Consider the following 24795-nt stretch of genomic DNA (forward strand, 5'->3'; position numbering starts at 1 on the left):
CGTCTGGCTGAATGCGGTGGCGAAAACACGACAACCGCTCCGCCGGGAAAGGGCAGGCGGGCGAGTCGCCGGTCTTCGTCCTGAGCCATTGGCTACCACCTCAAAGCGATAATAGGAATTTTCATTTTCCTATCGCCGCGATATGCAGAGCCTATGATACCAATCACCCTGAAGCACCTGCGCTATTTCGACGCGCTTGCCCGGCACCGGCATTTCGGGCGGGCGGCAGAGGCCTCGTCGATCTCGCAGCCCGCGCTTTCCTTGCAGGTCAAGGAGCTGGAGGACATCCTGGGTGCACCGCTGGTCGAGCGGGGGGCGCGTCAGATCAGCTTGACGGCGCTGGGCGAGGAGTTTGCGCTGCGTGCCCGCGACGTCCTGCGCGCGGTGGATGAGTTGGGCGCGCTGGCCAGAGCCTCGACGGCGCTGTCGGGGCGCTTGCGGCTGGGGGTGATCCCGACGGTCGCGCCCTATCTCCTGCCGCGCGTGATGCGGCACCTGGCCGCGGCCTATCCCGACCTCGACCTGCGCCCGCGCGAGGCGGTGACGCCCAAGCTGGTGCGCGACCTGGCCGAGCGGCGGCTCGACCTGGCTCTGCTGGCTCTGCCGGTGTCGGAGCCTTCTTTGGCCGAGACCCCCTTGTTCGACGAGGAATTCCTGCTGGTCCGCAACCTGGACGCGGCGCATCTGCCGGTGCCGCCCTTGGCCGACCTGCCCGCCGAGCCCTTGCTGCTGCTGGAGGAGGGCCACTGTTTCCGCGATCAGGCGATTGCCGTCTGCAAGCTGCCGCCGCGCCCGACCGGCGAGATCATGGAAGGTTCGTCCCTGTCAACGCTGGTGCAGATGGTGGGTGCGGGGATCGGGGTGACGCTGATCCCCGAGATGGCGGCGGAGGTGGAGTTGCGTTCGGCCCCGGTGGTCCTGCACAAGCTGCCGGAGCCGCGACCGAAGCGGACCATCGGCCTGGTCTGGCGGCGGTCAAACCCGCTGTCGGAGCGGTTCTCCGACCTGGCCGAAGGATTGCGGGCCGCCTTCGCCTGAGCCTCCTCGTTCGACTTCGTTTCCTCCTCTCGGATACCGCGAGGAGGGAACCGACGAACACGCCGCTCACCCGCCCCAGGTGCGCTCCAGAAGCCGCAGCCAGTTGCCATGGGCGATCTTGGTGATCAGCGCCTCGCCCAGACCCATCTCGCGCATCGCCCCGATCAGCACCGGCAGGCCCTCGACCCCGCCGATGTCCTTGGGCGTGGTCGCGCCGTCGTAGTCCGAGCCGACGCCGACATGATCCTCGCCCGCCAGTTTCAGCATGTGCTCGATATGGCGCTTGACAGGGTCGAGGGTCATCTCGGGGCTGCGGCGGCCGTCCTCGCGCAGGAAGCAGGTGGCGAAGTTGAGGCCCGCCATGCCGCCGGTCTCACCGATGGCTTGCAGCTGCCGGTCCGACAGGTTGCGACTGGAAGGCGTGACGGCATGGGCGTTGGAATGGGTGGCGACGAGCGGGGCGTTGGAGAGCTCTGCCACGTCCCAGAACCCGGCCTCGTTCAGGTGGGAAAGGTCAAGCATGATGCGAAGCCCGTTGCATTCGCGGACGAGGGCCTTGCCGAGGTCGGTCAGCCCCGGCCCGGTGTCGCCGGTCGAGGGGAAGCGGAAGGGGACGCCGTGGCCGAAGATGGTCGGGCGGCTCCAGACCGGACCCAGCGAGCGCAGGCCCATCGCGTGGAAGAGGTGCAGCGCGTCGAGGTTGGGGCCGGTGGGTTCGGCGCCCTCGAAGTGCAGGATTCCGGCGACGGCGCCCGCGGCCATCGCGGCGCGGATCTCCGCGGCGCTGCGGCACCAGCGGAAGCGGCCCTCGGACACGCGCTCCATCCAGAGAAGGTGGCCCAGCATCTCGACCGCGACGGGCTGGGCGGCGGTGTGGGTGATCAGGCCGGGCAGCGGCAGGTCATAGGGCGGCTTGTCCATCAGGGCGTCGTGGTCGACCGGCTCGCCCTCCTCGGGCGAGGGGATGTAGACCGCGAAGAAGCCGCCCGCGAAGCCATGGGCCAGCATCCGCGGCAGGTCGAGATGCCCCGCTCCCTCGCCCTGAAGCCAGAGCTTCGCGCGGTTCTCTCCGGCGGCGGCGATCTGAAGGACTATGTCGTTGTGGCCATCGAAGACGGGGATCTGGGCGGGCATTGCTTGGGTCCGGTTGCAGGGGTTCGCGGCCACTCTTGAGGCTTTTGACCCGATGCGCAAGCCGGGCCGTTTCGCCGCAGATGGCGCGGAACGGTTGACGGGCGGGGCGTCTTCGGCCATGCCAAGGGGATGGTCCGTATGCTCCATGCCCTGCATCGGGTGGCGTTGCTTGTCGCCCTGACCGTTGCCCTGGTGGCGACGGGCTTTGCGCATCGGATGCCCTCGGCCGAGGACGAGGCGCTGGCCTTCGCCCTTCAGAACGGGGCCAGCCTCGGCGACTTCTGCGGTGTTGACCCCGCCAAGGCCCTGCATGGCGGGGCAGAGTGCCAGGCCTGTCAGATCACCGGCACGGCCGACCTGCCCCCGCTGACCGGTCCGCGGATCGACCTGGAATTCGCGTTCCATGCCGAGATCATCGCCCCGCGCGAGATTCGGGCACTGCTGCACCCGACCGACCCGGCCCATCCGCCGCAAGGCCCGCCCACCGCCTGACGGCGGCGCCATTTTTCATATCGACGCCGCCTTCCCGTGCCGCTTGCAGGCCCCGCGCCTGCACATTCCCACGAGAACCGAAGGCATCCTCATGTCCACCGAGACACAAACCCCGAACCGTCTGTATTTCGCCGTCTGGCGCTGGCATTTCTATGCCGGGCTCTATGTCATCCCCTTCCTGCTGATGCTCGCCACCACCGGGCTGATCATGCTGTGGATCGCCGTCCTGACCGGGATCGGTGACGAGAAGCTGACCATCCCCAGCGGCGATCATCTGCTTGCGGTCAGCGCCTTGACCGCCGCTGCCGAGGCCGCCATCCCCGGCAGCATCGCGACCCAGTATGTCGCGCCGCTCTCGCCCGACCATATCGCCACCGTCGCGGTCGCTGCGGGCGACGTGACGACCGGCATCACGCTCAACCCCTACACCGGCGAGGTCTTGAACCAGTTTCCCTGGCGGGCCGGATGGTATGACTACCTGACCGACATCCACGGCTCTCTCCTGATTGGCGATGCCGGCGACTGGATGATCGAGGCGGCGGCTAGCCTGGGGCTGCTGCTGGTGATCAGCGGCCTCTACTTGCACTGGCCGCGTGAGGGCTGGGGCAAGGCGTTGACGGTGCATACGGCGGCGCGGGGCCGGGCGTTCTGGAAATCTCTGCACGGGGCGCTGGGGCTCTGGGTCAGCCTGATGCTGGTGCTGTTCCTGATCTCGGGCCTTTCCTGGACTGGCCTTTGGGGAACCAAGTTCGTGCAGGCCTGGTCGACTTTTCCGGCGGAGAAATGGGACGCGGTGCCGCTGTCGGACGCGACCCATGCCGCGATGAACCATGGCGCGGCCAAGGAGGTGCCCTGGGCACTGGAACAGACGCCGATACCGGAATCGGGCTCGCTGGCCGGAATGCAGGCGATCACCGGGCCGGTGACGGTGGACAGCGTTGCAGCCTTCGCCGACAGCCTGGGCTTTGCCAACCGCTATCAGCTGAACCTGCCCGCCGATGAAAAGGGCGTCTACACCATCAGCCACGACAGCATGTCGAACGATGGGCCGGACCCCGGGGCGGATCGGACGATCCATATCGACCGCTATACCGGCAATGTCCTGGCCGACGTGCGCTATGCCGACTATTCCGCCTATGCCCGGCTGATGGCCTGGGGCGTCGCCTTCCACGAGGGCGACCTGGGTCTGTGGAACATCGCACTGAACACCGGCTTCTGCCTGTCCGTGATCCTGATGGCGGTCTCGGGCCTGGTGCTCTGGTGGAAGCGCCGACCCGCCGGGGCGCGGCTGGGCGCTCCGCCCCGGCCCGTCGACATTCCCTACGCCAGGGGCGCGCTTCTGGTCACGCTCGGCCTGTCGCTGGCCTTCCCGATGCTGGGCCTGACCGTGCTGGCGATGATGGTGCTGGACCTCGTCGTCCTGACTGCTCTGCCGCCCTTGAAGCGGCTGGTGAACTGATTTTCCCTTCCTCAAACGGAGTAGACCGATGAAATATATCCTGACCTTCGCAGCCGCTCTATTGCTCGCGGGACCCGCCCTTGCCCATGAGGTGATGGTGGGCGATCTGGAGATCATTCACGCGAACATCCCGCAACCCGCCGCATCGGCCAAGGCTGCCGGGGGGTTCCTGGCGATCAGCAACAACGGAGCCGAGGCCGACCGGCTGATCGGTGTCGAGGCAGATTTCGCCGCCAAGTCGGAAACCCATGAGAGCAAGGTCGATGAAAATGGCGTCGGCACGATGGAGCACGTCGACTTCATCGAGATCCCGCCCGGCCAGACTGTGAACCTGGAGCATGGCGGCTACCACATCATGTTCATGGGCCTGAAGGACACGCTGAAGGAAGGCGAGATGCGCAAGGTGACGCTGATCTTCGAACATGCGGGCCGGGCGGAGGTGGAATTCATGATCGACCCGCCAATGGGCGCCGGGACGGAGGATATGGATCATTCCAAGATGGATGGGATGGAGATGGGCGAAGGTTCGGGCGGCTGAGGCCCACTTGCAGGATTCCGGCGCTGGGGCTGACCCGCGCCGGATTTACCCTGCGGACAAGCTGCGCTACACCCGTGCCCGAGAGCTTCAGGCGGGATGGAAATGCAGGGATTTCAGACGGAACCGAAGCACGGCGCCTATGACGTGGTCATCATCGGCGGGGCGATCATGGGATCGTCGACCGCGTGGTGGCTGACGCAGTTGGGCTTTGCGGGCCGTGTGCTGGTGGTGGAGCGCGACCCGACCTATGAACAGGCGGCGACGACGCTGAGCTTTTCCTGCATCCGGCAGCAGTTCTCGACCGAATTGAACATCCGCATCTCGCAGTTCGGGGCCGATTTCGTGCAGTCCCTGCGGGCGCGGATGGGCGGTGACGAAAGGGTGCCGGAATTGAAGATCCAGAATTTCGGCTATCTCTATCTTGCCGACGGTGAGGATTTCGCCCGTGTGCTGCGCGCCAACCAGGTGGTGCAGGCGGCGGCGGGTGCCGGCACGCGGTTGCTTTCGCCAGACCAGATCAAGGCCGAATTTCCCTTCATGATGGTCGATGACCTGGTGCTCGGCAGCCTGAACACCAGGGACGAGGGCTATTTCGACGGCTCGACGGTCTTTGACTGGTTCCACCGCAAGGCTCGCGAGGCCGGGGTGGAATATGTCTCTGACGAGGTGGTGGGGCTTGATGTCGCTGCTGGCCGGGTGGCTGGCGTGCGGATGAAATCCGGCCGGACCGTCGCCTGCGGGATGGTGGTGAATGCCTCTGGCACGCGCGGGGCCAAGGTCGCCGCGATGGCGGGGATCAGGGTCCCGATCGAGCCCCGGAAACGCTTCAACTGGGTGATCCAGGCCGAGACTCCGCTGGACCGCCCGCTGCCCTTGACCATTGATCCGTCAGGGGTTTTCGTCCGCGAGATGGGGGGCGGGACCTATATGGCCGGCGGCCACGCCGATGTTGACCCGGCGGTGGCCTTCGACGATTTCGCGATGGATCACGGGCTCTGGATGGACAAGATCTGGCCCTATATCGCCACGCGCATCCCGGCTTTCGAGGCGGTGAAGGTTATCAGCGAATGGGCGGGACAGTACGATTACAACCTGCTGGACCAGAATGCGATCACCGGGCCGCACCCGGAGGTGGGCAACTTCCTGTTCCTGAACGGGTTTTCAGGCCACGGGCTGCAGCAGTCCCCAGCGATGGGACGGGCGACGGCGGAGTTGATCGTGCACGGCGGCTATCGGACGCTGGACATGGCCGAGTTCCACTACGGGCGCATCGCCGAGGGGCGCGCGCTGGTGGAAGGGGCGATCATCTGAACGGCGGTCAGTCGGTTTGCAGCAGCGCCGTCGGTGACTGGACGGAGATCAGGTCCTTTGGCGCAAACACAAAAACCAGCACTCCCAAATATACGGCAAGGAACAGGGCGACGGCGGCATAGGTTCTGACGGGGCGGGTACGCGAAGGCAGAATCTGTGTCATCTCGGGTTCTCCTGGACTTGGCAGAAGTCGGGCAGCGACTCAGGTCCGATGGCCGAAGATTACCACCATTGCGTGTGGTGTGGCTTCCCCAAGATTTCAGTCTCGGCGGAATTTTGTCCTGTGGCAAAGCGGAGCGGGCAGAAATTTGCCCGCTCCGGAGGCATTTCTGCGGCTGCAAACGAACCTTTTTCCGCTGCGGATCACGAAGGTGAAAGACGATTCGTTTGATCGCGAATGGTCTGTGCAAGGTCCTGACAAGGCAGGATTAACTGGAAGACTGGCTGGAGGGCGGCGTCCTCCGCACGTCTTGCTTCCGTCCGTCTTTCATGGAGCCGAAACGCGGCTGACCGGCACCTTGGATGCAAGTGCAGCGAAAAGGCGGAAATCTGCCTAGCTGCGGACGCCGGAGAACCTTGTCTGCCAGTCGGCGCGCTCTTCGTCGGTAATCTTGCGGAAGAGGTTTTCCGGAACCGCGAAGCCGTGCCCCGGGGGCAGGGTACGCATCGCGGCGGAGATGTCGGTGGGCCAGGTCCAGTCGTCCGACCGCACAGCCTGCATCATCGTGGTCGAGGCGTCAGGGATGAACGGGGCCGAGAGGATCGCGTAGACCCGGATCAGGTTCAGGGCGAGGCGGACGATGGCCTGGGCCTGCTCCGGGTCGGTCTTGACCACGGACCACGGCGCGGCGGCCTGCAGGTATTCGTTGCCGATCACCCAGATCGCGCGCAGTTCGGCGGCGGCCTTGCGGACCTCCATCTGCTCCATGAAGCGGGTGTAGTCGGTGATCCGCGCGCCGAGGTCGGCGATGAGCGCGGTCTCCAGCGGGCCGAAGCTGCCGCCCGCCGGGACTTCATTGCCGAACTTCGACACGGCGAACTTGGTCACGCGGGAGACGAGGTTGCCCAGCACATCGGCAAGGTCCTTGTTCACCGAAGCCTGGAAATTCTCCCAGGTGAACTCGCTGTCGGCACTTTCCGGCGCGTGCGACAGAAGCCACCAGCGCCAGTAGTCGGCAGGCAGGATCGACAGGGCCTGATCCATGAAAACGCCCCGACCCAGCGAGGTCGAGAACTGGCCGCCGTCATAGTTGAGGTAGTTGAAGGACTTGAGGTAGTCGACCAGCTTCCACGGCTCGCCGGAGCCAAGGATGGTGGCGGGGAAACTCAGTGTGTGGAAGGGGACGTTATCCTTGCCCATGAACTGATAGTAGGTCACGTCCGCCGCACCCTTGTCGGTGCGCCACCAGCGTTCCCAGTCGGCGTCCGCCTTGCCGTTCGCGTCCGCCCATTCGGCGGTGCAGGCGATGTATTCGATGGGGGCGTCGAACCAGACGTAGAAGACCTTGCCCTCCATCCCCGGCCAGGGCTGGTCGCCCTTCTTCACCGGGATGCCCCAGTACAGGTCGCGGGTGATGCCGCGATCCTGCAAGCCGTCGCCGTCGTTCAGCCATTTCTTCGCGATCGAGGTGGTCAGGATCGGCCAATCCTTCTTCGAGTCGATCCAGGCCTCCAGCTTGTCCTTCAGGGCGCGCTGCTTGAGGTAGAGGTGCTTGGTTTCCCGCACCTCAAGGTTGGTGGAGCCGGAAATCGAGGAGCGCGGGTTGATCAGGTCGGTCGGGTCAAGCTGCTTGGTGCAGTTTTCGCACTGGTCGCCGCGCGCGGCTTCGTACCCGCAATTCGGACAGGTGCCGGTGATATAGCGGTCGGGCAGGAAGCGGTTGTCATCGATGGAGAAGACCTGCTTCTCCGACACTTCCGCGATAAGCCCGTGTTCGTCCAGTTTCCCGGCGAAGTGCTGGGTCAGCTTGTGGTTCCGCTGGCTGGAGGATCGCCCGAAATGGTCGAAGGAGAGGCGGAACCCGGCGGCCAGCGCCTTCTGAACCTCGTGCATCTCGGCACAATATTCCTCCACCGGCTTCCCGGCCTTGGCGGCGGCAAGCTCGGCCGGGGTGCCGTGTTCGTCGGTGGCGCAGATGAACATCACCTCATGACCCATCGCCCGGTTGAAGCGGGCGAAAAGGTCGGCCGGAAGCTGCGAGCCGACGAGGTTGCCCAGATGCTTGATCCCGTTGATGTAGGGGATGGCCGAAGTGATGAGGATGCGTGCCATGTCTGCGCCTTGCATGAGTCCGGCGATTGCTTAGCCGAAGCTGTGCGAAAGGGCTAGCGCAGGGAGGTGTCTAAAAATCTTCGCGAAAATTTTTAGACACGTCCTCTGAGCATCCGGGTCAGGGTTCCGTCACCCTCAGCCTGCCGCTTGAGCGCGCCAAGGATGTGGACTGCGATCAGCACCATCAGAAGCTTGGTCAGGAGGTCGTGCAACCCGAACCAGAAGGCTTCGGCTTCCTCGGAGGCCTCGACCAGCGGGGGCACGGTCCAGCGGTCGGCGAACATCACGTCGATGCCGGTCGCCGAACTTCCGGCCCAGCCGGTGAGGGGGATGGCGATGAGGAGGAGGTAGATCGCCCAATGCGCGGCGCGGGCGGCCCAGAAAGGCAGGTTGCGCGGGCCGAGCGTCGGAGGCGGCGGGCTGACAAGGTGCCAGGCGATGCGGACGAGGATCAGGGCGAAGACGATGAAGCCCACGGTCTTGTGCAGCCCATAGAGCCAGAGGTTCGCGAGGCCGGGCTCCATGCTGTCAAGCCGGAGGCCGAGGGCGAGCTGGCCGAGGACGATCAGCATCATCGTCCAGTGGATCACCCTTGTGACAAGGCCGAACTCCTCGGGGCCGTTCCGCAGCGCCATGTCAGCCCGCCGCGTCGATGCGGGCGGTGATGATGATGCGGACCTCGTCGCCCACCATGTCGGACCAACCGGTCGCGCCGAAGTCAGAGCGGTTGACCTTGCCGGTAAGCTTGACGGTGAGATGGTCTAGGTCGCCCGCAGTGCTCCCCTTGGGGCGGAAGATCTGCGCGTGGAGCGTGACGGCCTTCGTCACGCCGCGGATGGTGAGGTTGCCGGTGACATCGGCTGCTTCGCCCGCGCGTTTGACCGAAGTGCTGTCGAAGGTCATCCGGGGATGGCCCTTCGCGTCCAAGACCTTCGGGCCTTTCAGCGCCTGGGCGGCGAAGGGGAAGCTGGCCTTGGCTCCGGTCACGTCCAGCGCGACCGCGACGGTGCAGTTCGCAACATTGTCGAAGTCGAGCTTCAGGTCGGCTTTCTCGAGCGGGATCGAGCCGGTGATGAGGTCGGGGCCGAAGTCGGTCTCGAAAGCCACGGTCGAATCGACAGGGTCGAGATGATAGGCGGTGGTCGCGGCGCTGGCCCCCTGCAAGGGAAAAAGCGTGGCGAGGAAAAGGACGGCAAGACGGCGCATGTGAACCCCCCCGGTTACTGTCTGTCGGGGTTCTAGCGTGGGGGGCGAATTTGGCAAATCCGACCCCGCGCGAGGTTCGGTTCTGCCCTTTTGCGCGCTGGAGCCGCCGTCAACAACGGGGATTTTTCGATGACGTGCGGGCGGGACCTTTGATCCCGCGCTGATCCGGCCTAGCCTTCGCCCGGACAAGAAGGAGTTGCCGATGCAGACCCTGACCCTTGGCAAGACCGGACTGACGGTTTCCGAACTGTGCCTCGGCACGATGACCTGGGGTTCGCAGAACACCGAAAGCGAGGGCCATGCGCAGGCCGACATGGCGCTGGAGCATGGCGTGACCTTCTGGGACACGGCAGAGATGTATCCGGTCAACCCGGTGCGGGCCGAGACGGTCGGGCGGACGGAGGAGATCATCGGCTCGTGGCTGGCGTCGCGCGGTGGGCGGGACAGGCTGGTGATCGCGACCAAGGTGGCGGGAAAAGGGCAGATCATTCGACCGGGCCAGCCTGTCACGGGGGCCACGATGCGGGCGGCGGTGGAGGCATCGCTGCGGCGCTTGCAGACGGATTACATCGACCTTTACCAGCTGCACTGGCCGAACCGGGGAAGTTACCACTTCCGCCAGTCCTGGCGCTATGCTCCCTCGGGGATCGACAAGGCGGCCGAAACGGCGAGCATGACCGACATCCTGACCACAGCGCAGGAGCTGGTGGCGGAAGGCAAGATCCGGGCCATCGGCCTGTCGAACGAAAGCGTCTGGGGTGCAGCACGCTGGCTGCATCTGGCCGAGACGCTGGGTCTGCCAAGGATGGCGACGGTGCAGAACGAATATTCGCTCCTTTGCCGCCAGTTCGACACCGACTGGGCCGAGTTGTCGGTGATCGAGGACATGCCGCTCCTGGCCTTCTCGCCGCTGGCGACCGGGCTTCTCAGCGGCAAGTATGCGGGCGACGTGATCCCCGAAGGCTCGCGCCGCAGCCTGAACCCGCATCTTTCGGGCCGGATCACCGCGCGGGTGTTTCCGGCGGTGGCGGCCTATCTCGGGGTCGCGGCGCGGCATGAACTCGACCCCTGCCAGATGGCCATCGCCTTCTGTCGGACACGGCCCTTCCCGACGATCCCGATCATCGGTGCGACCACGCCGGAGCAGTTGCGCACCAATATCGGCGCGGCGGGCATCGCCTTGTCGCGCGAAGTGCTCAGGGACATAGCGGAAACCCACCGGGCCCATCCCGCGCCTTATTGACGGGACTTGCGGTGGGAGGCGGTTCAAGGCACTTCTGGCCCCGAACCGGAGAGCCCGATGCCCCGCCCGCAAAGCCGTCTGTCCCTCGTTGCGCTTGTTCTCTGCGTCGCCAGCCTGCTGGCGGGCTGCCAGCTGACCGGCCCGGGGAAGGGCGCGTCGGGTCCGCCGGCCGGAAACCCGCTGACCGGAGGCGAGATCGAGGTGACGGCGCTCGACGCCCCGTCGGGTGGAACCGTGGCTGCCGCTGGCACCGAACCGGTCGGGACCGACAAGGCCGCCGCGCAATCCGCGCCCCAGTCCGATGCTGGAACCGCCCCTGCCGCAGGGGGCGAGCCCGGGGAAGACCCCGGCAGCCCGGCGCCAAAGTCCGACCTGCAGGCGACGCCGGTGACGCCGAAGTCCGAGATGCAACTCGCGTGCGAAAAGAAGAAGGGCAGCTGGTCCGGGATCGGCAAGGGCGACGCACGGGCCTGCGTCTTCCGGACCCGGGACGGCGGCAAGCGTTGCGACCGGGAAAGCCAGTGCGACGGGGTGTGCCTCGCCAGGTCGGGCACCTGCTCGCCGCTGAAGCCGCTCTATGGCTGCAACGAGATCCTCCAGGACAACGGCGCGCGAGTAACCCTGTGTCTCGACTAGCGCTGGCCTTCGCAATGCTGCTGGCGGCCTGCGTGGCGAAGCCCGCCTCCGCCCCCGCGTTCCGCGCGGAAGGCACGCCGATCTGGTCGGCGGCGGCCTTCCAGCCGGGACAAGTGGTGGGGACATGGATCCAAGTGGCGGATTTCCGGACTTCGGGGTCCTGCGGGGCGGGGGCGGTGGAGATCACGCCCGAAGCTGCCGGGCTTCGCCTGGCGGGAACGCTGTGCCTGGCGGGAAAGGCCGAGAAGGTATCGGGCTTGGCCCCCCTGGTCGGGCCGGGGCGGCTTCGGGTGAAGGGCGAGGACTGGTGGGTGATCTGGGTTGATGTGGGCTACCGGACGCTGGCCATCGGGACGCCCTCGGGGCGGTTCGGGATCCTGCTCGACCGGGGTGAAATCCCCGCCGACCGGCTGGAGGCTGCAAGAGAAGTCTTCGACTTCAATGGCTACCGAACCGAAGCTCTCACCGCGCTTTAATGTACCCGATCCAGCAGGCCTTGCAGATGGGCGACCATATCGCGCGCGCCGACCTCGGCCTCGCGGACCAGGAGGTCGAAATGCTGGGTGATCGTCTCGACCCGGGCCGAGTCGCGGAAGGCAAGGTAATGGCGGCCCAGATAGATGACAGCGAGCATCGGGCCAAAGACGGTGACGGGGGCCGAGAAGAGCTTCCTCGCATCGAAGAGGCAGAGGCGGAGCGAGGGGTAGAGCTGGTCGCAAAGCGTCCTTAGATGGGAGAGCTGCGCGCGACGGGTTTCGGCGGGCAGGCCCTCGTAATAGCCCGAGGCGGTGGCGAAGGCGGCAAGTTCGTGCAGGGGCAGTGCGATTTCGTAGTCCGACCCGGAGCCGCGCATCCAGCGCAGCCGGTCCTCGAAGGCGCCGATGGCCTGTTCGGCGGTGCGGCCAAGCTGGGGCTCGTATTCCCATTCCACCACCGCGCGGGTCTTCAGCATGTCGGGCAGCGTCGCGGGGACATGGCGGATCTTGTAGCCTGCGGCCTCCTGGTGCCAGCCGAAGATGCGTTCGTCGATCAGCGCGCGCGGGGCCTCGGTCAGCGACAGCGAGGCGGCGAGGAGATCGGCAATGGGTTCGGGGCGACCGGAGAGACCAAGAAGCCAGTCGGCGCTGATGCCAAGCGCGCGGGCGCAGTCGGCGGCAAGCTGGGCATTGGGCAGCCGGGTGCCGGGTTGCAGGAGCGCCGAGATGGTGGAGCGGTCGACCCCGGTCTGCCGCGCGAGGTCCGCCTGAGTCATCTTTCGTGCTGCCATTGCCTCGGCCAGGCGGGCACGGAATTGCATGGCTCGGTCGCGTTTGTCGACTTTATCCATCAGTTGATGATTTTACAGAACGAACGCTGAGTCAAGTTTACAATACCCTGAATTCACGGCAGTGACGCCGCTTGATAGCATGTCGACAGGTAACACTTGAGGATCATCGTGCAGACCGCCCCCCGGGCTACGGAATGGCCGACTGTGTTTGTTTTCGTCATAACCTATGCCCTTTGGGCCCTGGGCACCACGCTTCTCTGGCCCGTTTCGGCGACGCTGGCCATCCTTGTCACCGGCATCGCCATCGCGCAGCTTTCGTCACTGGCGCATGAGGTGTTGCACGGTCACCCGTTCCGCTTGCAGGCCCTGTCCGAGGCGCTGGTTTTCCCGGCGACGGGGCTCTTCATCCCCTATCTGCGGTTCAAGGACACCCATCTACAGCATCACCACGAACCGGCCCTGACCGACCCCAATGACGACCCGGAATCGAACTTCTGCGATCCGGCCGTCTGGGCACGGCTGCCGGGGATCGCGAGGCTGATCCTGCGGGTCAACAACACGCTGGCGGGGCGGGTGCTGATCGGGCCGCTGGTGGGGACGGCGACCTTCCTCGCGATGGACCTGCATCTGGCGCTGCGCGGGGACCGGCGGGTGATGCTGGCCTGGGCGCTGCACCTGCTGGGGTTGGCGCTGGTCCTGGGATGGCTTCTTGCGGTGGGAACGATGCCGGTCTGGGCCTATCTGGCGGCGGCGTATATCGGGACGGCGCTCTTGAAGATACGGACCTATCTTGAGCACCGCGCGCATGAGGCGGCGCGGGCGCGGACGGTGATCATTGAAAGCCGGGGGCCGCTGAGCCTCTTGTTCCTGAACAACAATTTTCACGTCGTCCACCACATGCACCCTGCGGTCGCCTGGTACAAGCTGCCCGCGATGTATGCCGCGCGGAAGGATCACTACCGGCGCCGCAACGAGGCCTATGTCTACCGCAGCTACACCGAGATCTTCCGCCGCTACCTGTTCACCCCTAAAGACCCGGTGCCGCATCCGGTCTGGCCGGTGAAACGGTCGGGCGACTGAGGCAGCACCTCCTCGTGCGACGTTGTCTTCTCGTCGGGCCAGGCCATCGCGAGGCGTGACGAAGTCATCGATGGGCAACCCGTCAGACAATCCGGCGGAACTGCGGGGTGCTGCCGGAATTGTCGAAGAACGGCACGCCGGGTTGATCGCCGCCCGCCACCAGCACCGCGACCTCGGCCAATACGACCTCGGTGATGAAGGGCAGGTCCAGCGCGCGCGCCTCGGGCAGGGGCAACCAGCGCAGATGCTGCAACTCTCCCGACGCAGTGGCGAAGTCATTGCCGTCGCCGTCAAGGCTGTCGGCATGGGCCAGCAGGAAGCGCGCGTCGAAGCGGCGGGTGCGGCCGGGGGGCGTGATGGCGCGGAAGATGAAGCGGAGCGTCGGGTGCTCCATCGCGCCAAGGTTCAGGCCCGTTTCCTCGGTCAACTCGCGCAGCGCGGCGGCGACCAGCACATCGGGGCCGGGGGCGTCGTCAGGGGCCAGCAGGGCCAGTCGGCGGGCGCAGTCCGATGACAGAAAGCCCGGGCGGGCGGCGGCGTGATCCTCGGCATCGACCCGGCCGCCGGGGAACACGAATTTCGACGGCATGAACACCGCCCCTTCGCCACGCTGGCCCATCAGGACCTGCGGGCCGTCCGGGCTTTCGCGCCAGAGGACGACGGTCGCGGCGTGGCGGATCGGTTCGTCAGTCATGCGGGCGGTTGCCGAAACCGTGCATCCGGTTGGCCCATTGCAACGCGACCAGCGCGCCCTTCAGCCGGGGCAGAAGGTAGAGCGACAGGGCCACGGTGCCGATGGTGAAGCCCACCGCCATGACCAGCGGCTCGGGCCGGAACTTGGTGTAGGTGAACAAAAGCACCGGCGCGAGCAGGTGGCCGACGATCAGGATCGTAAGGTAGGCCGGGCCATCGTCGGCGCGGTGATGGTGCAATTCCTCGCCGCAGACCGGGCAGGCGTCGCGCACCTTGAGATAGCCGCGCAGCATCGGCCCCGCGCCGCAGTTGGGGCAGCGCCGCCGCCAGCCACGCAGAACGGCAGGCTTCCAGGGGCGGTCTTCGGAATCGGTCACTGGCGTCGTCTCGGTCATGGTCATCGAAAGGGTCCTGCGCTTCGGGCGCTTTGGCAAGAGCCGCGAACATAGACACGGCCCGGCGCGTTTCACAGGGGAAAGACCGGCCCTGCGCCCGGATGTCGCAAAAATCCGCGACGGAAACCGCGGACCGGCCCGTGTGAAAGGGCAGACGGGTCGATGAAGCGGCCCGGAAATGAGGAGATGACGATGACTGGACCGAAGAAATCCGCGATCGCCGCGCTGGCCGTGATCGGCGCCCTGATGGGCTCTGCCGTGCTGGCCGAGAAGGGCGGGATGGGCATGGGCGGGCCCGGTGGGCAGGGCGAAGGCCGCGGCGCGATGCTGATCGAGCTGTTCGATTCCGTCGACGCCGACAAGGACGGCAAGATCACCTATGCCGAGTTGGAAGCGCATCGGAAGGCCGAGTTTGACGCGGCCGACACCAACAAGGACGGGGCGCTCAGCGCGGACGAACTGTCGGCCCGGGCGCTGGCGCGGTTCCAGGAGAAGCTTGCCGAACGGACGCAGGGAATGCTCGACAACATGGACAATGACGGCAGCGGCAGCCTCTCGCCGGACGAGATGGGCGAAGGCCCGGGCATGCGCAACTTTGCCCGGATCGACGCCGACAATGACGGTTTCGTCACCAAGGAGGAAATCCAGGCCGGGATGCAGCACCACAAGAAGCGCGGCCACGGCGGGTGGGGCATGGGCGACAACTAAGGCCTTTGCGGACCCGGGCCGCAGCGGCTAAGCACAGGGCATGACCATGGCCTTCGATGCGCAAGGGGAGACCTCGGACGAGGCGCTGATGGTGCTCTATGCCAATGGAGACCGTCACGCGGCGCTGGCCCTGGCCCGGCGCATCACCCCGCGTGTCCTGGCCTATGCCGCGCGGCTTCTGTCCGGCGACCGGGCCGAGGCCGAGGATGTGGCGCAGGAAACCATGCTGCGGCTGTGGAAGGTCGCGCCTGAGTGGCGGCAGGGCGAAAGCAAGGTGACGACCTGGGCCTACCGGGTTGCCACCAACCTCTGCATCGACCGGCAGCGGTCGCGCGGGCGCAGGCGGCAGCTGGCGCTGGACGACGCTCCCGAGGTGGCCGATCCGGCACCGGGAGCCGAGGGACGGCTGATCGAGGCGCGGCGGATGGCGGCTCTGGAGGCCGCGCTGTCCGACCTGCCCGACCGGCAACGACAGGCGGTGGTGCTCCGGCACCTGGAAGGGATGACGAACCCCGAGATCGCGGCGATCATGGAGATCGGGGTCGAGGCGGTGGAAAGCCTGACGGCGCGCGGCAAGCGGGCATTGTCGGCGATCCTGGCGGGTCGGAAGGCGGCCCTGGGCTATGAGGATGACGCAGATGCAGGATGATATTGACGACCTGCTGGCAGTGGCGGCGCGGCGGCCTCTGGTGCCATCCGAGGCGCTGATGGAGCGGGTATTGGCCGATGCGCTTGCCTTGCAGCCGGGGGCCGCGGCGTTCCGCCCGGCGGCGCCCGCGCCGCGACCGGGGGTGCTGGCGCGGCTGGCGGCGGTCTTCGGGGGCGCGCCCGCACTGGCGGGCCTGGGCACGGCGGCGGTCTTCGGGCTGGTGCTGGGCTACTACAGTCCCACGACGCTGGACTATCTGACCGGCGCCACCGCCGATGCGACCGAGTTCTTCCCCGGCGCCGATTTCCTGACCACGGAAGGTTGATGATGAGCGACCCGCACACCACCGCACCGACGCCGCCATCAGCGGCTCCCGCCCCAGCCACCCCACGCGGGGTGAAGATCGCGCTGGCGCTGTCGGTGGCGCTGAACCTTGGCGTGGCAGGGCTCGCCGTCGGAGCCTGGCTCGGCGACGGGCCGCACCGGGGGATGCCCCGCGATATGTCCTTCGGCCCGTTCACCGAGGCGCTGGACGAAGACGACCGCCGGGCGATCCGCAAGGCGCTGCTGGAACGGCTGGGCGAGTTCCGCGAGCAGCGCGCGGCGGCGCGAGCCGAGTTCGAGACGCTGCTTGCCACCCTCCGGGCCGATCCCTTCGATCCCGAGGCGCTGAAGGCGGCGCTGGAGGCGCTCGAGGCGCGCAACGCCCAACGGCTGGACCTTGGTCGAAGCCTGATCGAAACCCGGCTGATCGAGATGTCGCCCAGCGAACGCGCGGCTTTTGCCGACCGGCTGGAAAAGGGTCTTAGGCGCGGCGGCAAGGACTGAAACCTCCGGGCCTGACCCGGTTCAGGCGGCGTTCATCCGGAAGGTGACCTGGTTCCGCCCCGCCCCCTTGGAGTCGAGCAGCGCGAGGTCGGCCTGTTCCACCAGGCGCTCGATGGCGAAGCCGGCCTCACCCCCGGTCCCGGCGACGGCGACGCCGATCGAGACGGTGACATGCAGCACTTCGCCCGAGGCGAGGCGGATCGGATCCTCGTCCATCGCCTGACACAGTCGCTCCGCCACCCGACGGGCGTTCGCCGTGCAACTGCCGGGCAGGATCGCGAGAAACTCCTCGCCCCCGATCCGGGCCAGAACGTCGGTCTCGCGCAGGTTCGCCGACAGCCGCCGCGCCGCCTCGATCAGAACCTGGTCGCCGGCGGCATGGCCGTGAAGGTCGTTCACCTGTTTGAAGCGGTCGAGGTCCATGACCATGACTGCGAAGGGAGTCCCTTCCTCGCAGGCGCGGGCGGCGATGGCGGCCAGTTGCGGGACCACGAAGCGGCGGTTGTAAAGCCCCGTCAGCGGATCGCGCATGGCAAGGCGCAGGCCGTCCTGCATCCGGGCGCGGCGGCGATCGGACTGCCGCTTGCGGCGCAGAAGCCCGCGGATGCGCAGCGCCAGCTCCTCGGGCATGACCGAGGGGCCGACCGCATCGTCGGCGCCAAGATCGAAGGCCATCGCCGCCTCGTCCCCCTCTCCCGCCGGGCCCACGACGCAGACGGCAGCGTGACGGGTGGGCTGATGGCTTTTCAGCTCCGACAGAAGCCGCAACGTGGCCGATGGATTTTGCCCGTCATCCATCAGGACGAACACCTCCGGCAGTCCGTCATGATCCCGGGCCGTCGGGATGTCGGTCAGCGCTTCGCTGCGTGACAGGACGACCAGACGGTCGCGCAACTGGTCGGCCAATGCCGCGCGCAGGCTTTCGGCGCGCGTGGCAAGGGGAGCGACCAGTGCGATGGTGCCCTGGGGCTCGAACGCGGCGGGGGCCTCGGCAAGGCCCGCAAGCGGAATGCCCTCGGTCGCCGGAAATTCCCCCTCGGCCTTCAGGCGGAGGAGATTGCGCAGCCGCGCCATCAGCACCCGTTCGTTCGCCGGGCGGTCCATCACGTCATCCGCCCCGGCCGCGAAGGCGGCCAGCCGTTCGGTGGGGGCCGAGGTCGCGGTCAGCGCGATGACCGGGATGTCGCGGCACCGGGCGTCGCGGCGCAGGGTGCGCAGCACGTCAAGCCCCGAGATGTCGGGCAGATCGAGATCGAGGAGCACCAGATCGGGTTGATCCAGCCGTGCGACGGCAAGACAGCCGGCGCCATTGCAGGCCAGGACTGTCTCGTAGCAGGCCGCCGACAGCCGGGCCTGCTGGACGATCCGGTTCGCCGCCACGTCATCCGTGATGAGTATCCTTGCGCTCATCTTCCCGTTGCCGTCTTCTCTTGTTCTAGATGGCCGGAGTCTGCGGCCAAGAAGGTTAAGGAATCCTTTCTGTCCGACCAGGGGATGATCATATTCCGCTGCGTGACGGGGTTTCGGCAACGGAAGGACGGGCAGGATGCAACCAGAGGCAGCACAAACCCTTGCGCTGCAGGCCCTGGGGTGGATCGCCTCGGAGGATCAGCTGTTTCCGCTGTTCCTGACCGCGACCGGCGCGACCCTGTCCGACCTGCGTCAGAAGGCGGTCGATCCGGAGTTTCTGGCGGCGGTGCTGGATTTCCTCATGCAGGACGACAGATGGGTGGTTGCCTTCTGCGATGCCTCGAGACAAGCCTACACTGCACCGCAGGCGGCCCGGGCGGTCCTGCCGGGCGGGGCTGTGGTGAACTGGACCTGACGGGAAGGATGGCGATGATAGACGGCCTGTTGTTCGACAAGGACGGAACCCTGTTCGACTTCCGGGTCAGCTGGGGCCGCTGGGCGAAGGACTTCCTGACCCGGATCGCGACCGATGCCGCCCATGCCCGGCGTTTGGGGCGGGCCATCGGCTTCGACCTCGACAATGGCAGCTTTGCGCCCGACAGCCCGGTGATCGCCGCCACCGCTGCCGACATTGCCGCCGCGCTGCAACCGGAACTGCCGGGTGTAACGGTCGGGGAACTGACCGAGCGGATCGACGCCAGCGCAGGCCAGGCGCCGATGTCCGAGGCGGTGCCCCTGCGCCCGCTCCTCGCGGCGCTGCGCGGGCAAGGCTTGCGGTTGGGGGTGGCGACGAACGATTCCGAGGCCCCGGCCCGGCGTCATCTGGCCAACCACGGGATCACCGATTGCTTCGATTTCATCTCCGGCTACGACTCGGGCCATGGGGCGAAGCCGGGGCCGGGGATGTGTCTGGCCTTTGCGCGCGCGCTTGGGCTGGAGCCTGCCCGGGTCGCCATGGTGGGCGACAGTCGACATGATCTGGAAGCCGGCCGCGCGGCGGGGATGCGGGTGGTCGCAGTGCTGACAGGAATCGCCCGTCGCGAGGAACTGGCGCCCCATGCCGATGTGGTGCTGGACGACATCGGCGCGCTGCCGGACTGGCTTTCCGGCCTGAAAGCCTGATCCTTCAGTGCGATCTGCAAAAAACGACGCTTTTCGTCGCAAACGCAGTGACCACTCCTGCGCGGGTTCCGTCATCCTTGGCTGAAGCCAAGGGAGAATGACGATGACCGATGAACCAGCCCGCAGGAAACGCGCCGGGGGTCGGGCGGGGATGAAGGTCCGGGCGGGAACGGCGGTGATCGACCAGATGCCCTGGCGGATCCCGGTGAACCCGGACGCTCCGGTCGAGCCGCTGGATGCCGAGGGGGTGCAACGCATCCACAAGACCGCGATGCGCATCCTGCGCGACATCGGGATCGAGTTCCTGAACCCGGACGCGGTGGAGCGCCTGCGCAAGGCGGGCTGCATCGTCAACGGGACCAACGTCCGGATGGACGAGGACTTCGTGATGGAGATGGTCGGGCGCGCGCCGGAGAGCTTCGCCATCACCCCGCGCAACCCGGATCGCGAACTGATCATGGGTGGCAAGCACATGCTGTTCGTGAACGTCTCCTCGCCGCCGAACGCCTGGGACATGGAGCGTGGAAAGCGCTCGGGCGATTTCGAGACGTTCCGGGAATTCATGAAGCTGACGCAGTATTTCAACTGCATCCACGTCGCGGGCGGCTACCCGGTGGAGCCGGTGGATGTTCACGCCAGTGTCCGCCACCTGGACTGCCTTTATGAAAAACTGACGCTGACCGACAAGGTCGTCCACGCCTATTCGCTGGGGGCCGAGCGGGTGGAAGACGTGATGGAGATGGTCCGCATTGCGGGTGGGCTGACGGAAAGCGAGTTCCAGGCCAGGCCGCGGATGTATACCAACATCAACTCGGTCTCGCCGCTGAAGCACGACTATCCGATGCTGGACGGGGCGATGCGGATGGCGAAACGCGGGCAGCCGGTGGTGGTGACGCCCTTCACGCTGGCGGGCGCGATGGCGCCGGTGACGATGTCTGGCGCGGTGGCGCTGTCGATCGCCGAGGCCTTGGCGGCGGTTGCGCTCTTGCAATACATTGCGCCGGGCTGTCCGGTGGCGATCGGGACCTTCACCTCGAACGTCGACATGAAGTCGGGGGCACCGGCCTTTGGCACCCCGGAATACATGCGGGCGACACAGATGACCGGGCAGCTGGTGCGGTTCTACGGGGTGCCCTTGCGGTCCTCTGGCGTCTGCGCGGCGAACGTGCCGGACGGGCAGGCGATGTGGGAGACCTCGAACAGCCTGTGGGCGGCGGTGCAGAGCCGGACCAACATGGTCTATCACGCCGCGGGCTGGCTGGAGGGGGGGCTGATCGCGAGCCCCGAGAAGTTCATCATGGACTGCGAGGTCCTGCAGATGATCCAGCGCTATTTCGAGGACGTGACCTTCGCGACGCGGGATGAAGACCTGGCCTTCGACGCGATCAGGGAGGTGGGCGCGGGCGGGCACTACTTCGGCATCCAGCATACCCAGGACCGCTATCAGCACGCCTTTTATGCGCCCTTCGTGTCGGACTGGCGGAACTATGAGGCCTGGGCTGCGGACGGGTCGGTGTGGACGGTCGAACGGGCGCACCGGATCTACAAGCAGATCCTGGCCGAATTCGAGGCGCCGGAGATGAACGGGGACCACCTGGAGGAGCTGCAACGCTTCGTCGCGCGGCGGAAGCAGGAGGGCGGGGCGCCGACCGATTTCTGAACCTGTCCACGGTGGACAGATCGGGATGATCCTTTGGCAACAAGGGGTTGGTCGTGGGCGTTAGGGGATTCTTAACGGGTTGAAGTGGTGGGTCAACCTGCGCCTTGGGGCGCAGATTGACCGTCCCTGCGGGGCGGCGCGCGGCGGTGTCGCGGGTTGGGGCGGCTTTCGAATCGAGCGGCTGCGCCGCAAGCCTTTTGTCTCGCCTCTGCGCGTGAAGAACGCGCAACCGGCTCGGGTGAAGGGCCTCCGGCGGGGATATTTGGGCAAATGTGAAAGGGTTTTTCAGCGGACTCGGGTCAGGTGGGGAAGCTCACCTGTTCGATCCGGCCGTAGACTTCGGCGATGCCGTCGGTGAAGCCCTGTTCGATGGCAGTCGCGCGCGCGGCGGCGTCCTGGTAGCGCATCACCACGGTCATTCTGGTGCCGGAGCCGTCGGCGGCAAGGGTGGTGGTGACGGTCGGGCCTTGCGTGGTGTCGCCGTTGAAATGCTCGACAAGGACCATGTGCTGCGGGGCGCGGGCTTCAAGGACCGGGCCTGAGAAAAAGAACGCCGGCCAGTCGTAGCGGAAGCTGCCGCCGGGGCGGGCGTCCATCCGGCAATCGGTGAGGTCGGGCGAGAGCCACTGGCGGATCAGCGCGGGTTCGGTCAGGGCGCGCCAGACCTTTTCCGGGGGGTGCGAAAAGCTGCGGCGGATCACGACGTCGGTGTCGCCGTCGAGGGCAAGCTGGGCCTGGGTCATGGTGTCGGTCCTTCCGGTTGGTCGTCGAGGCGGTCGAGCACGGCGTCGAGACGCTGGAACTGGTCTTCCCAGAGCGCGCGATACTGGCCAAGCCAGTGCCAGAGTTGCGCGATGGCGTCAGGCTGCAGGCGGCGCGGACGGGCGGTGCCCTGGATGCGGGTCTCGATGAGGCCCGCGTCCTCCAGCACCCTGAGGTGGCGGCTGATCGCAGGCTGGCTGATCGCGAAGGGGCGGGCGAGGTCCTGCACGGTGGCCTCGCCTTGCGCCAGCCGGGCGAGGATCGCGCGGCGGGTGGGGTCGGCGAGGGCGGCAAAGGGGGCGTCGAGCGGAGGCATCGGGCCATATCCGTTATGTAACAAATCACTTATATAACGGATTGATGAAATAGTACATGGGACCGCCGAGGCGGCTGGGCAACGGGCTGCGAACGGATGGGGAGGGAGTTCGGGATCAGACAGGTGAGGGAGCCGGGCCCCGCATGAGGCCCGGACCGGGGCCTTACTTCGACAGTTCCGCCATCATCTCGTCCAGCGCCTTGCAGGTGGCGGAAAGATCGTCACCACCCGCAGAGGCCTTGGTCGCGAGGTCCTGGAGCCTGGGCGCCAGTTCGGCGACTTTCGCCGGATCGGAGGTGGCCATTTCCTGGATCTTCGTCGTCAGGTCGGTGGCCTTCTTGGTGGCGATTTCCTGGGTGCAGGTTTCCTCATCGCAGGCGGCCAGAAAGCCGGTGGCGGCCAGCGCCAGAATGGTCGATGCAAAACGCATGGTGTCCCTCGTTATCGGTATGATGTGCGCGACGGAAATCGCCGCATCGTCACCCTAGCGCACCGCCTGCAGCGTGGCAGGAGGTGTCGTCGGGCCTGTGCGGAAATCCGCGCTGACGGGGCTGTGGCTTGACCTTTCCGCCCCGCTACCCGAAGGTCGCGCCAGTTTTGGGCGAGAGCGAATGGCAACGAGAACCACCCCCTTTTCCGGCTTCGAGTTCATGATCGCCTGGCGCTATCTGCGGGCAAGACGGGCCGAGGGCGGGGTCTCTGTGATGACCTGGATCAGCCTGATCGGGATCACGCTCGCGGTCTTCGCGCTGATCGCGACGATGGCGGTCCGCGCCGGGTTCCGCGAGGAATTCGTCAACACCATCCTGGGGGCGAATGCGCATGTGACGGTCTACACCACCGGCCAGCTCGATGCCGACGGCCGGATGCTGCGCGGTTTCGCCGATACCGGAGAGATCGACGCCGCGCTGGCGAAGGTGCCGGGCGTGGTCGAAGCGGCGCCGGTGGTGCGCGGGCAGGTCATGGTTTCGGACGGCGAGGAAAACTCCGGCGCCGAGGTCTACGGGATGCGGGAGGCGGATTTTGCGGCGATCCCGGCGATGCACGAAGGCGGCGACGATCTGGGCAATATCGCCGATTTCGAGCGCGGGGTGGCGCTGGGATCGGGGATCGCGCGCGAGCTGGGGGTGACGGTGGGCGACCGGGTGCGGCTGATCTCGCCCAACGGGGTGAAGTCGGCGCTGGGATCGACGCCGCGGGTCAACGCCTATGACGTGGTCTATGTCTTCAACACCGGCAGCCCGGATATCGACCGGACGCGGGCCTATCTGCCGCTGGCCGAGGCGCAGGCCTTCTTCAACGCCGAGGGCCGGGTGGACGAGTTCCAGGTGATGGTCGACCACCCGGAGGAGATCGACAGCTACGGCCCGGCGCTGATGGCGGCGGGGGGGCCGGAGGCGATGCTCTGGAGCTGGAAGGACAGTTCCGGCGCCTTCCTGCGGGCGCTGACGGTCGAGGACAACATGATGTTCATCCTGATGTCGATCCTGGTCCTGATCGCCAGCATGAACATCATCTCGGGCCTCGTCATGCTGGTGAAGAACAAGGGCCGGGACATCGGGATTTTGCGGACGATGGGGCTGACCGAAGGCTCGGTCCTGCGGGTGTTCTTCCTGTGCGGGGCGTTCACCGGGGTGGCGGGGACTTTGCTGGGGGTCGCGCTGGGGTGCCTCTTCTCGGTCTATTTCACGCCGATCTTCGATTTCATCAACTGGCTGGCGGGGGGCGGGGTCTGGGACCCGACGGTGCGGCCGATCTATCACCTGTCGGCCAAGTTGCAGGCGGGGGATGTGCTGTCGGCGGTGGTCTTGTCCTTGGTCCTGTCCTTCGTGGTGACGCTCTTGCCGGCGCGGCGGGCGGCGCGGATGAACCCGGTCGAGGCGCTGCGCTATGAGTGAGATGCTGGAGCTTCAGGGGATCGAGAAGGGCTACAACCGGGGCAAGCCTTCGGAGGTGCTGGTGCTGCGGGGGGCTTCGCTGACCGTGGCCAAGGGCGAGGTGGTGGCCCTGGTCGCCCCGTCGGGCGCGGGGAAGTCGACGCTGCTGCACATCGCGGGGCTTCTGGACGTGCCGGATGCGGGCATGGTGCGGCTGGGCGGGCGCGAGATGGGGGGGCTTTCCGACAAGGCCCGGACCGAGGCGCGGCGGGCGGAGGTGGGATTCATCTACCAGTTCCATCACCTCCTGCCCGAGTTCACCGCGCTGGAGAATGTGGTGATCCCGCAGCTGGCGAACGGGGTGGCGAAGTCGGCGGCTGAAGCGCGGGCGATGGAGCTGCTGGGCAAGGTCGGCCTCGGCGCGCGGGCGGGGCATCGTCCGGCGGCCTTGTCGGGGGGCGAGCAGCAGCGGGTGGCCTTCTGCCGGGCGCTGGCGAACGGGCCGAAGCTTCTCTTGGCGGACGAGCCGACGGGGAACCTCGACCCGGCGACATCGGACCAGGTGTTCGGGGTGCTGATGGAGCTGGTACGGGAGACGGGCCTCTCGGCGCTGATCGCGACGCATAACATGGACCTGGCGGCGCGGATGGACAGGGTGGTGCGGCTGACCGAGGGCCGGGTGACATGAATCAAGGCGCC

The 24795-nt window shown here is 66.7% G+C and carries 30 protein-coding genes; 18 read left to right on the plus strand and 12 right to left on the minus strand.

Translation table 11 applies throughout. The features are described 5' to 3' along the window. The first annotated feature begins 153 nt into the window (after positions 1–153). Complete coding sequence (locus JNJ68_RS10405) at positions 154–1038, plus strand: hydrogen peroxide-inducible genes activator (protein ID WP_294982165.1); 885 nt, start codon at positions 154–156, stop codon at positions 1036–1038. A gap of 66 nt (positions 1039–1104) precedes the next feature. On the opposite strand, the gene JNJ68_RS10410 is transcribed toward JNJ68_RS10405, so the two are convergent. Further along, positions 1105–2172, minus strand: coding sequence for a dipeptidase (locus tag JNJ68_RS10410; protein WP_294982167.1), 1068 nt, complete (start codon positions 2170–2172; stop codon positions 1105–1107). A gap of 129 nt (positions 2173–2301) precedes the next feature. Between JNJ68_RS10410 and JNJ68_RS10415 the strand changes: the two genes are divergently transcribed. From JNJ68_RS10415 to JNJ68_RS10430, 4 genes are all read left to right on the plus strand, one after another. Then, a complete protein-coding gene (locus JNJ68_RS10415; protein ID WP_294982169.1) occupies positions 2302–2664 on the plus strand; it encodes a hypothetical protein in 363 nt (120 codons plus the stop codon). 91 nt (positions 2665–2755) lie between these two features. Further along, on the plus strand, positions 2756–4123 hold the full coding sequence (locus JNJ68_RS10420) for a PepSY domain-containing protein (protein ID WP_294982171.1): 1368 nt from the start codon (positions 2756–2758) through the stop codon (positions 4121–4123). A 28-nt stretch (positions 4124–4151) separates the two neighbouring features. Continuing rightward, the gene (locus JNJ68_RS10425; protein WP_294982173.1) at positions 4152–4661 is read left to right on the plus strand and encodes a copper chaperone PCu(A)C; all 510 of its coding nucleotides are present in this window, start codon (positions 4152–4154) and stop codon (positions 4659–4661) included. 96 nt (positions 4662–4757) lie between these two features. Then, on the plus strand, positions 4758–5972 hold the full coding sequence (locus JNJ68_RS10430) for an FAD-binding oxidoreductase (protein WP_294982175.1): 1215 nt from the start codon (positions 4758–4760) through the stop codon (positions 5970–5972). Between the two features lie 7 nt (positions 5973–5979). Here JNJ68_RS10430 and JNJ68_RS10435 read toward each other — a convergent pair whose 3' ends face one another. The 4 genes from JNJ68_RS10435 to JNJ68_RS10450 form a co-directional block, all read right to left on the minus strand. Further along, positions 5980–6135: a hypothetical protein gene (locus JNJ68_RS10435; RefSeq protein ID WP_294982176.1), complete on the minus strand. Its 156-nt coding sequence runs from the start codon at positions 6133–6135 to the stop codon at positions 5980–5982. A 390-nt stretch (positions 6136–6525) separates the two neighbouring features. Next, on the minus strand, positions 6526–8244 hold the full coding sequence (gene metG, locus JNJ68_RS10440) for a methionine--tRNA ligase (protein ID WP_294982178.1): 1719 nt from the start codon (positions 8242–8244) through the stop codon (positions 6526–6528). A 92-nt stretch (positions 8245–8336) separates the two neighbouring features. After that, positions 8337–8879: a cytochrome b gene (locus JNJ68_RS10445; protein ID WP_294982180.1), complete on the minus strand. Its 543-nt coding sequence runs from the start codon at positions 8877–8879 to the stop codon at positions 8337–8339. Position 8880: 1 nt separating this feature from the next. Continuing rightward, complete coding sequence (locus tag JNJ68_RS10450) at positions 8881–9450, minus strand: YceI family protein (protein WP_294982182.1); 570 nt, start codon at positions 9448–9450, stop codon at positions 8881–8883. Between the two features lie 202 nt (positions 9451–9652). On the opposite strand from JNJ68_RS10450, the gene JNJ68_RS10455 reads away from it, so the two are divergent. Genes JNJ68_RS10455 through JNJ68_RS10465 form a run of 3 tightly spaced genes read left to right on the plus strand, consistent with a single transcriptional unit; the run spans position 9653 to position 11805 of the window. Then, entirely contained in the window at positions 9653–10693 is a 1041-nt protein-coding gene (locus tag JNJ68_RS10455; RefSeq protein WP_294982184.1) for an aldo/keto reductase, read from the plus strand. Positions 10694–10750: 57 nt separating this feature from the next. After that, positions 10751–11329, plus strand: a complete 579-nt coding sequence (locus JNJ68_RS10460) for a hypothetical protein (protein ID WP_294982186.1) — start codon at positions 10751–10753, stop codon at positions 11327–11329. 14 nt (positions 11330–11343) lie between these two features. Further along, positions 11344–11805 carry a lipocalin gene (locus tag JNJ68_RS10465; RefSeq protein WP_294982188.1) on the plus strand — a complete coding sequence of 154 codons (462 nt, stop codon included), beginning with the start codon at positions 11344–11346 and terminating at the stop codon, positions 11803–11805. On the opposite strand, the gene JNJ68_RS10470 is transcribed toward JNJ68_RS10465, so the two are convergent. After that, positions 11802–12659, minus strand: a complete 858-nt coding sequence (locus tag JNJ68_RS10470; protein ID WP_294982478.1) for a helix-turn-helix transcriptional regulator — start codon at positions 12657–12659, stop codon at positions 11802–11804. The genes JNJ68_RS10465 and JNJ68_RS10470 overlap by 4 nt on opposite strands. 105 nt (positions 12660–12764) lie before the next feature. On the opposite strand from JNJ68_RS10470, the gene JNJ68_RS10475 reads away from it, so the two are divergent. Beyond that, on the plus strand, positions 12765–13676 hold the full coding sequence (locus JNJ68_RS10475) for a fatty acid desaturase (RefSeq protein WP_363165757.1): 912 nt from the start codon (positions 12765–12767) through the stop codon (positions 13674–13676). Positions 13677–13758: 82 nt separating this feature from the next. On the opposite strand, the gene JNJ68_RS10480 is transcribed toward JNJ68_RS10475, so the two are convergent. After that, on the minus strand, positions 13759–14370 hold the full coding sequence (locus tag JNJ68_RS10480; RefSeq protein WP_294982190.1) for an NUDIX hydrolase: 612 nt from the start codon (positions 14368–14370) through the stop codon (positions 13759–13761). Beyond that, entirely contained in the window at positions 14363–14764 is a 402-nt protein-coding gene (locus tag JNJ68_RS10485) for a DUF983 domain-containing protein (protein WP_294982480.1), read from the minus strand. The genes JNJ68_RS10480 and JNJ68_RS10485 overlap by 8 nt, the downstream gene beginning before the upstream one ends. Positions 14765–14956: 192 nt before the next feature. On the opposite strand from JNJ68_RS10485, the gene JNJ68_RS10490 reads away from it, so the two are divergent. Genes JNJ68_RS10490 through JNJ68_RS10505 form a run of 4 tightly spaced genes read left to right on the plus strand, consistent with a single transcriptional unit; the run spans position 14957 to position 16949 of the window. After that, positions 14957–15472, plus strand: coding sequence for a hypothetical protein (locus tag JNJ68_RS10490; protein WP_294982191.1), 516 nt, complete (start codon positions 14957–14959; stop codon positions 15470–15472). 40 nt (positions 15473–15512) lie between these two features. Beyond that, the gene (locus JNJ68_RS10495) at positions 15513–16121 is read left to right on the plus strand and encodes an RNA polymerase sigma factor (protein ID WP_294982192.1); all 609 of its coding nucleotides are present in this window, start codon (positions 15513–15515) and stop codon (positions 16119–16121) included. Beyond that, positions 16111–16446, plus strand: coding sequence for a hypothetical protein (locus tag JNJ68_RS10500; RefSeq protein ID WP_294982194.1), 336 nt, complete (start codon positions 16111–16113; stop codon positions 16444–16446). The genes JNJ68_RS10495 and JNJ68_RS10500 overlap by 11 nt, the downstream gene beginning before the upstream one ends. 2 nt (positions 16447–16448) lie before the next feature. Beyond that, on the plus strand, positions 16449–16949 hold the full coding sequence (locus JNJ68_RS10505; RefSeq protein WP_294982196.1) for a periplasmic heavy metal sensor: 501 nt from the start codon (positions 16449–16451) through the stop codon (positions 16947–16949). Between the two features lie 21 nt (positions 16950–16970). Here the strand turns inward: JNJ68_RS10505 and JNJ68_RS10510 are convergent, their stop codons facing one another. Continuing rightward, positions 16971–18359: a diguanylate cyclase gene (locus JNJ68_RS10510; RefSeq protein WP_294982198.1), complete on the minus strand. Its 1389-nt coding sequence runs from the start codon at positions 18357–18359 to the stop codon at positions 16971–16973. A 136-nt stretch (positions 18360–18495) separates the two neighbouring features. Here JNJ68_RS10510 and JNJ68_RS10515 point away from each other — a divergent pair, with 136 nt between their 5' ends. From JNJ68_RS10515 to JNJ68_RS10525, 3 genes are all read left to right on the plus strand, one after another. Then, positions 18496–18774 carry a DUF3572 domain-containing protein gene (locus JNJ68_RS10515; protein WP_294982200.1) on the plus strand — a complete coding sequence of 93 codons (279 nt, stop codon included), beginning with the start codon at positions 18496–18498 and terminating at the stop codon, positions 18772–18774. 14 nt (positions 18775–18788) lie between these two features. Next, on the plus strand, positions 18789–19481 hold the full coding sequence (locus JNJ68_RS10520; RefSeq protein ID WP_294982481.1) for an HAD family hydrolase: 693 nt from the start codon (positions 18789–18791) through the stop codon (positions 19479–19481). Between the two features lie 103 nt (positions 19482–19584). Further along, positions 19585–21141, plus strand: coding sequence for a trimethylamine methyltransferase family protein (locus tag JNJ68_RS10525; protein WP_294982202.1), 1557 nt, complete (start codon positions 19585–19587; stop codon positions 21139–21141). Positions 21142–21440: 299 nt separating this feature from the next. Here JNJ68_RS10525 and JNJ68_RS10530 read toward each other — a convergent pair whose 3' ends face one another. From JNJ68_RS10530 to JNJ68_RS10540, 3 genes are all read right to left on the minus strand, one after another. Continuing rightward, on the minus strand, positions 21441–21884 hold the full coding sequence (locus tag JNJ68_RS10530; RefSeq protein WP_294982204.1) for an SRPBCC domain-containing protein: 444 nt from the start codon (positions 21882–21884) through the stop codon (positions 21441–21443). Then, a complete protein-coding gene (locus JNJ68_RS10535; RefSeq protein WP_294982205.1) occupies positions 21881–22219 on the minus strand; it encodes a metalloregulator ArsR/SmtB family transcription factor in 339 nt (112 codons plus the stop codon). The genes JNJ68_RS10530 and JNJ68_RS10535 overlap by 4 nt, the downstream gene beginning before the upstream one ends. A gap of 163 nt (positions 22220–22382) precedes the next feature. Further along, a complete protein-coding gene (locus tag JNJ68_RS10540) occupies positions 22383–22649 on the minus strand; it encodes a hypothetical protein (RefSeq protein ID WP_294982207.1) in 267 nt (88 codons plus the stop codon). Between the two features lie 181 nt (positions 22650–22830). On the opposite strand from JNJ68_RS10540, the gene JNJ68_RS10545 reads away from it, so the two are divergent. Together JNJ68_RS10545 and JNJ68_RS10550 are read left to right on the plus strand one after the other, a co-directional pair. Further along, positions 22831–24117 (plus strand): lipoprotein-releasing ABC transporter permease subunit, encoded by a 1287-nt coding sequence (locus JNJ68_RS10545; protein ID WP_294982208.1) that lies wholly within the window; start codon positions 22831–22833, stop codon positions 24115–24117. Continuing rightward, positions 24110–24784, plus strand: a complete 675-nt coding sequence (locus tag JNJ68_RS10550) for an ABC transporter ATP-binding protein (protein ID WP_294982210.1) — start codon at positions 24110–24112, stop codon at positions 24782–24784. Before JNJ68_RS10545 ends, JNJ68_RS10550 begins: the two co-directional genes overlap by 8 nt. Positions 24785–24795: the final 11 nt, after the last annotated feature.

Origin of the sequence: Tabrizicola sp., from assembly GCF_016793705.1 — a bacterium.
Lineage (GTDB): Bacteria > Pseudomonadota > Alphaproteobacteria > Rhodobacterales > Rhodobacteraceae > Tabrizicola.

Coding starts and splice junctions, on each gene's coding strand:
- JNJ68_RS10525 (WP_294982202.1), top strand. CDS start 19,585: ATGACCGATGAACCAGCCCGCAGGAAACGCGCCGGGGGTCGGGCGGGG.
- JNJ68_RS10425 (WP_294982173.1), top strand. CDS start 4,152: ATGAAATATATCCTGACCTTCGCAGCCGCTCTATTGCTCGCGGGACCC.
- JNJ68_RS10435 (WP_294982176.1), bottom strand. CDS start 6,135: ATGACACAGATTCTGCCTTCGCGTACCCGCCCCGTCAGAACCTATGCC.
- JNJ68_RS10490 (WP_294982191.1), top strand. CDS start 14,957: ATGACTGGACCGAAGAAATCCGCGATCGCCGCGCTGGCCGTGATCGGC.
- JNJ68_RS10450 (WP_294982182.1), bottom strand. CDS start 9,450: ATGCGCCGTCTTGCCGTCCTTTTCCTCGCCACGCTTTTTCCCTTGCAG.
- JNJ68_RS10540 (WP_294982207.1), bottom strand. CDS start 22,649: ATGCGTTTTGCATCGACCATTCTGGCGCTGGCCGCCACCGGCTTTCTG.
- JNJ68_RS10550 (WP_294982210.1), top strand. CDS start 24,110: ATGAGTGAGATGCTGGAGCTTCAGGGGATCGAGAAGGGCTACAACCGG.
- JNJ68_RS10415 (WP_294982169.1), top strand. CDS start 2,302: ATGGTCCGTATGCTCCATGCCCTGCATCGGGTGGCGTTGCTTGTCGCC.
- JNJ68_RS10520 (WP_294982481.1), top strand. CDS start 18,789: ATGATAGACGGCCTGTTGTTCGACAAGGACGGAACCCTGTTCGACTTC.
- JNJ68_RS10505 (WP_294982196.1), top strand. CDS start 16,449: ATGAGCGACCCGCACACCACCGCACCGACGCCGCCATCAGCGGCTCCC.
- JNJ68_RS10410 (WP_294982167.1), bottom strand. CDS start 2,172: ATGCCCGCCCAGATCCCCGTCTTCGATGGCCACAACGACATAGTCCTT.
- metG (WP_294982178.1), bottom strand. CDS start 8,244: ATGGCACGCATCCTCATCACTTCGGCCATCCCCTACATCAACGGGATC.
- JNJ68_RS10545 (WP_294982208.1), top strand. CDS start 22,831: ATGGCAACGAGAACCACCCCCTTTTCCGGCTTCGAGTTCATGATCGCC.
- JNJ68_RS10465 (WP_294982188.1), top strand. CDS start 11,344: ATGCTGCTGGCGGCCTGCGTGGCGAAGCCCGCCTCCGCCCCCGCGTTC.
- JNJ68_RS10495 (WP_294982192.1), top strand. CDS start 15,513: ATGACCATGGCCTTCGATGCGCAAGGGGAGACCTCGGACGAGGCGCTG.
- JNJ68_RS10485 (WP_294982480.1), bottom strand. CDS start 14,764: ATGACCGAGACGACGCCAGTGACCGATTCCGAAGACCGCCCCTGGAAG.
- JNJ68_RS10480 (WP_294982190.1), bottom strand. CDS start 14,370: ATGACTGACGAACCGATCCGCCACGCCGCGACCGTCGTCCTCTGGCGC.
- JNJ68_RS10430 (WP_294982175.1), top strand. CDS start 4,758: ATGGAAATGCAGGGATTTCAGACGGAACCGAAGCACGGCGCCTATGAC.
- JNJ68_RS10535 (WP_294982205.1), bottom strand. CDS start 22,219: ATGCCTCCGCTCGACGCCCCCTTTGCCGCCCTCGCCGACCCCACCCGC.
- JNJ68_RS10455 (WP_294982184.1), top strand. CDS start 9,653: ATGCAGACCCTGACCCTTGGCAAGACCGGACTGACGGTTTCCGAACTG.
- JNJ68_RS10510 (WP_294982198.1), bottom strand. CDS start 18,359: ATGAGCGCAAGGATACTCATCACGGATGACGTGGCGGCGAACCGGATC.
- JNJ68_RS10515 (WP_294982200.1), top strand. CDS start 18,496: ATGCAACCAGAGGCAGCACAAACCCTTGCGCTGCAGGCCCTGGGGTGG.
- JNJ68_RS10460 (WP_294982186.1), top strand. CDS start 10,751: ATGCCCCGCCCGCAAAGCCGTCTGTCCCTCGTTGCGCTTGTTCTCTGC.
- JNJ68_RS10405 (WP_294982165.1), top strand. CDS start 154: ATGATACCAATCACCCTGAAGCACCTGCGCTATTTCGACGCGCTTGCC.
- JNJ68_RS10445 (WP_294982180.1), bottom strand. CDS start 8,879: ATGGCGCTGCGGAACGGCCCCGAGGAGTTCGGCCTTGTCACAAGGGTG.
- JNJ68_RS10420 (WP_294982171.1), top strand. CDS start 2,756: ATGTCCACCGAGACACAAACCCCGAACCGTCTGTATTTCGCCGTCTGG.
- JNJ68_RS10500 (WP_294982194.1), top strand. CDS start 16,111: ATGCAGGATGATATTGACGACCTGCTGGCAGTGGCGGCGCGGCGGCCT.
- JNJ68_RS10530 (WP_294982204.1), bottom strand. CDS start 21,884: ATGACCCAGGCCCAGCTTGCCCTCGACGGCGACACCGACGTCGTGATC.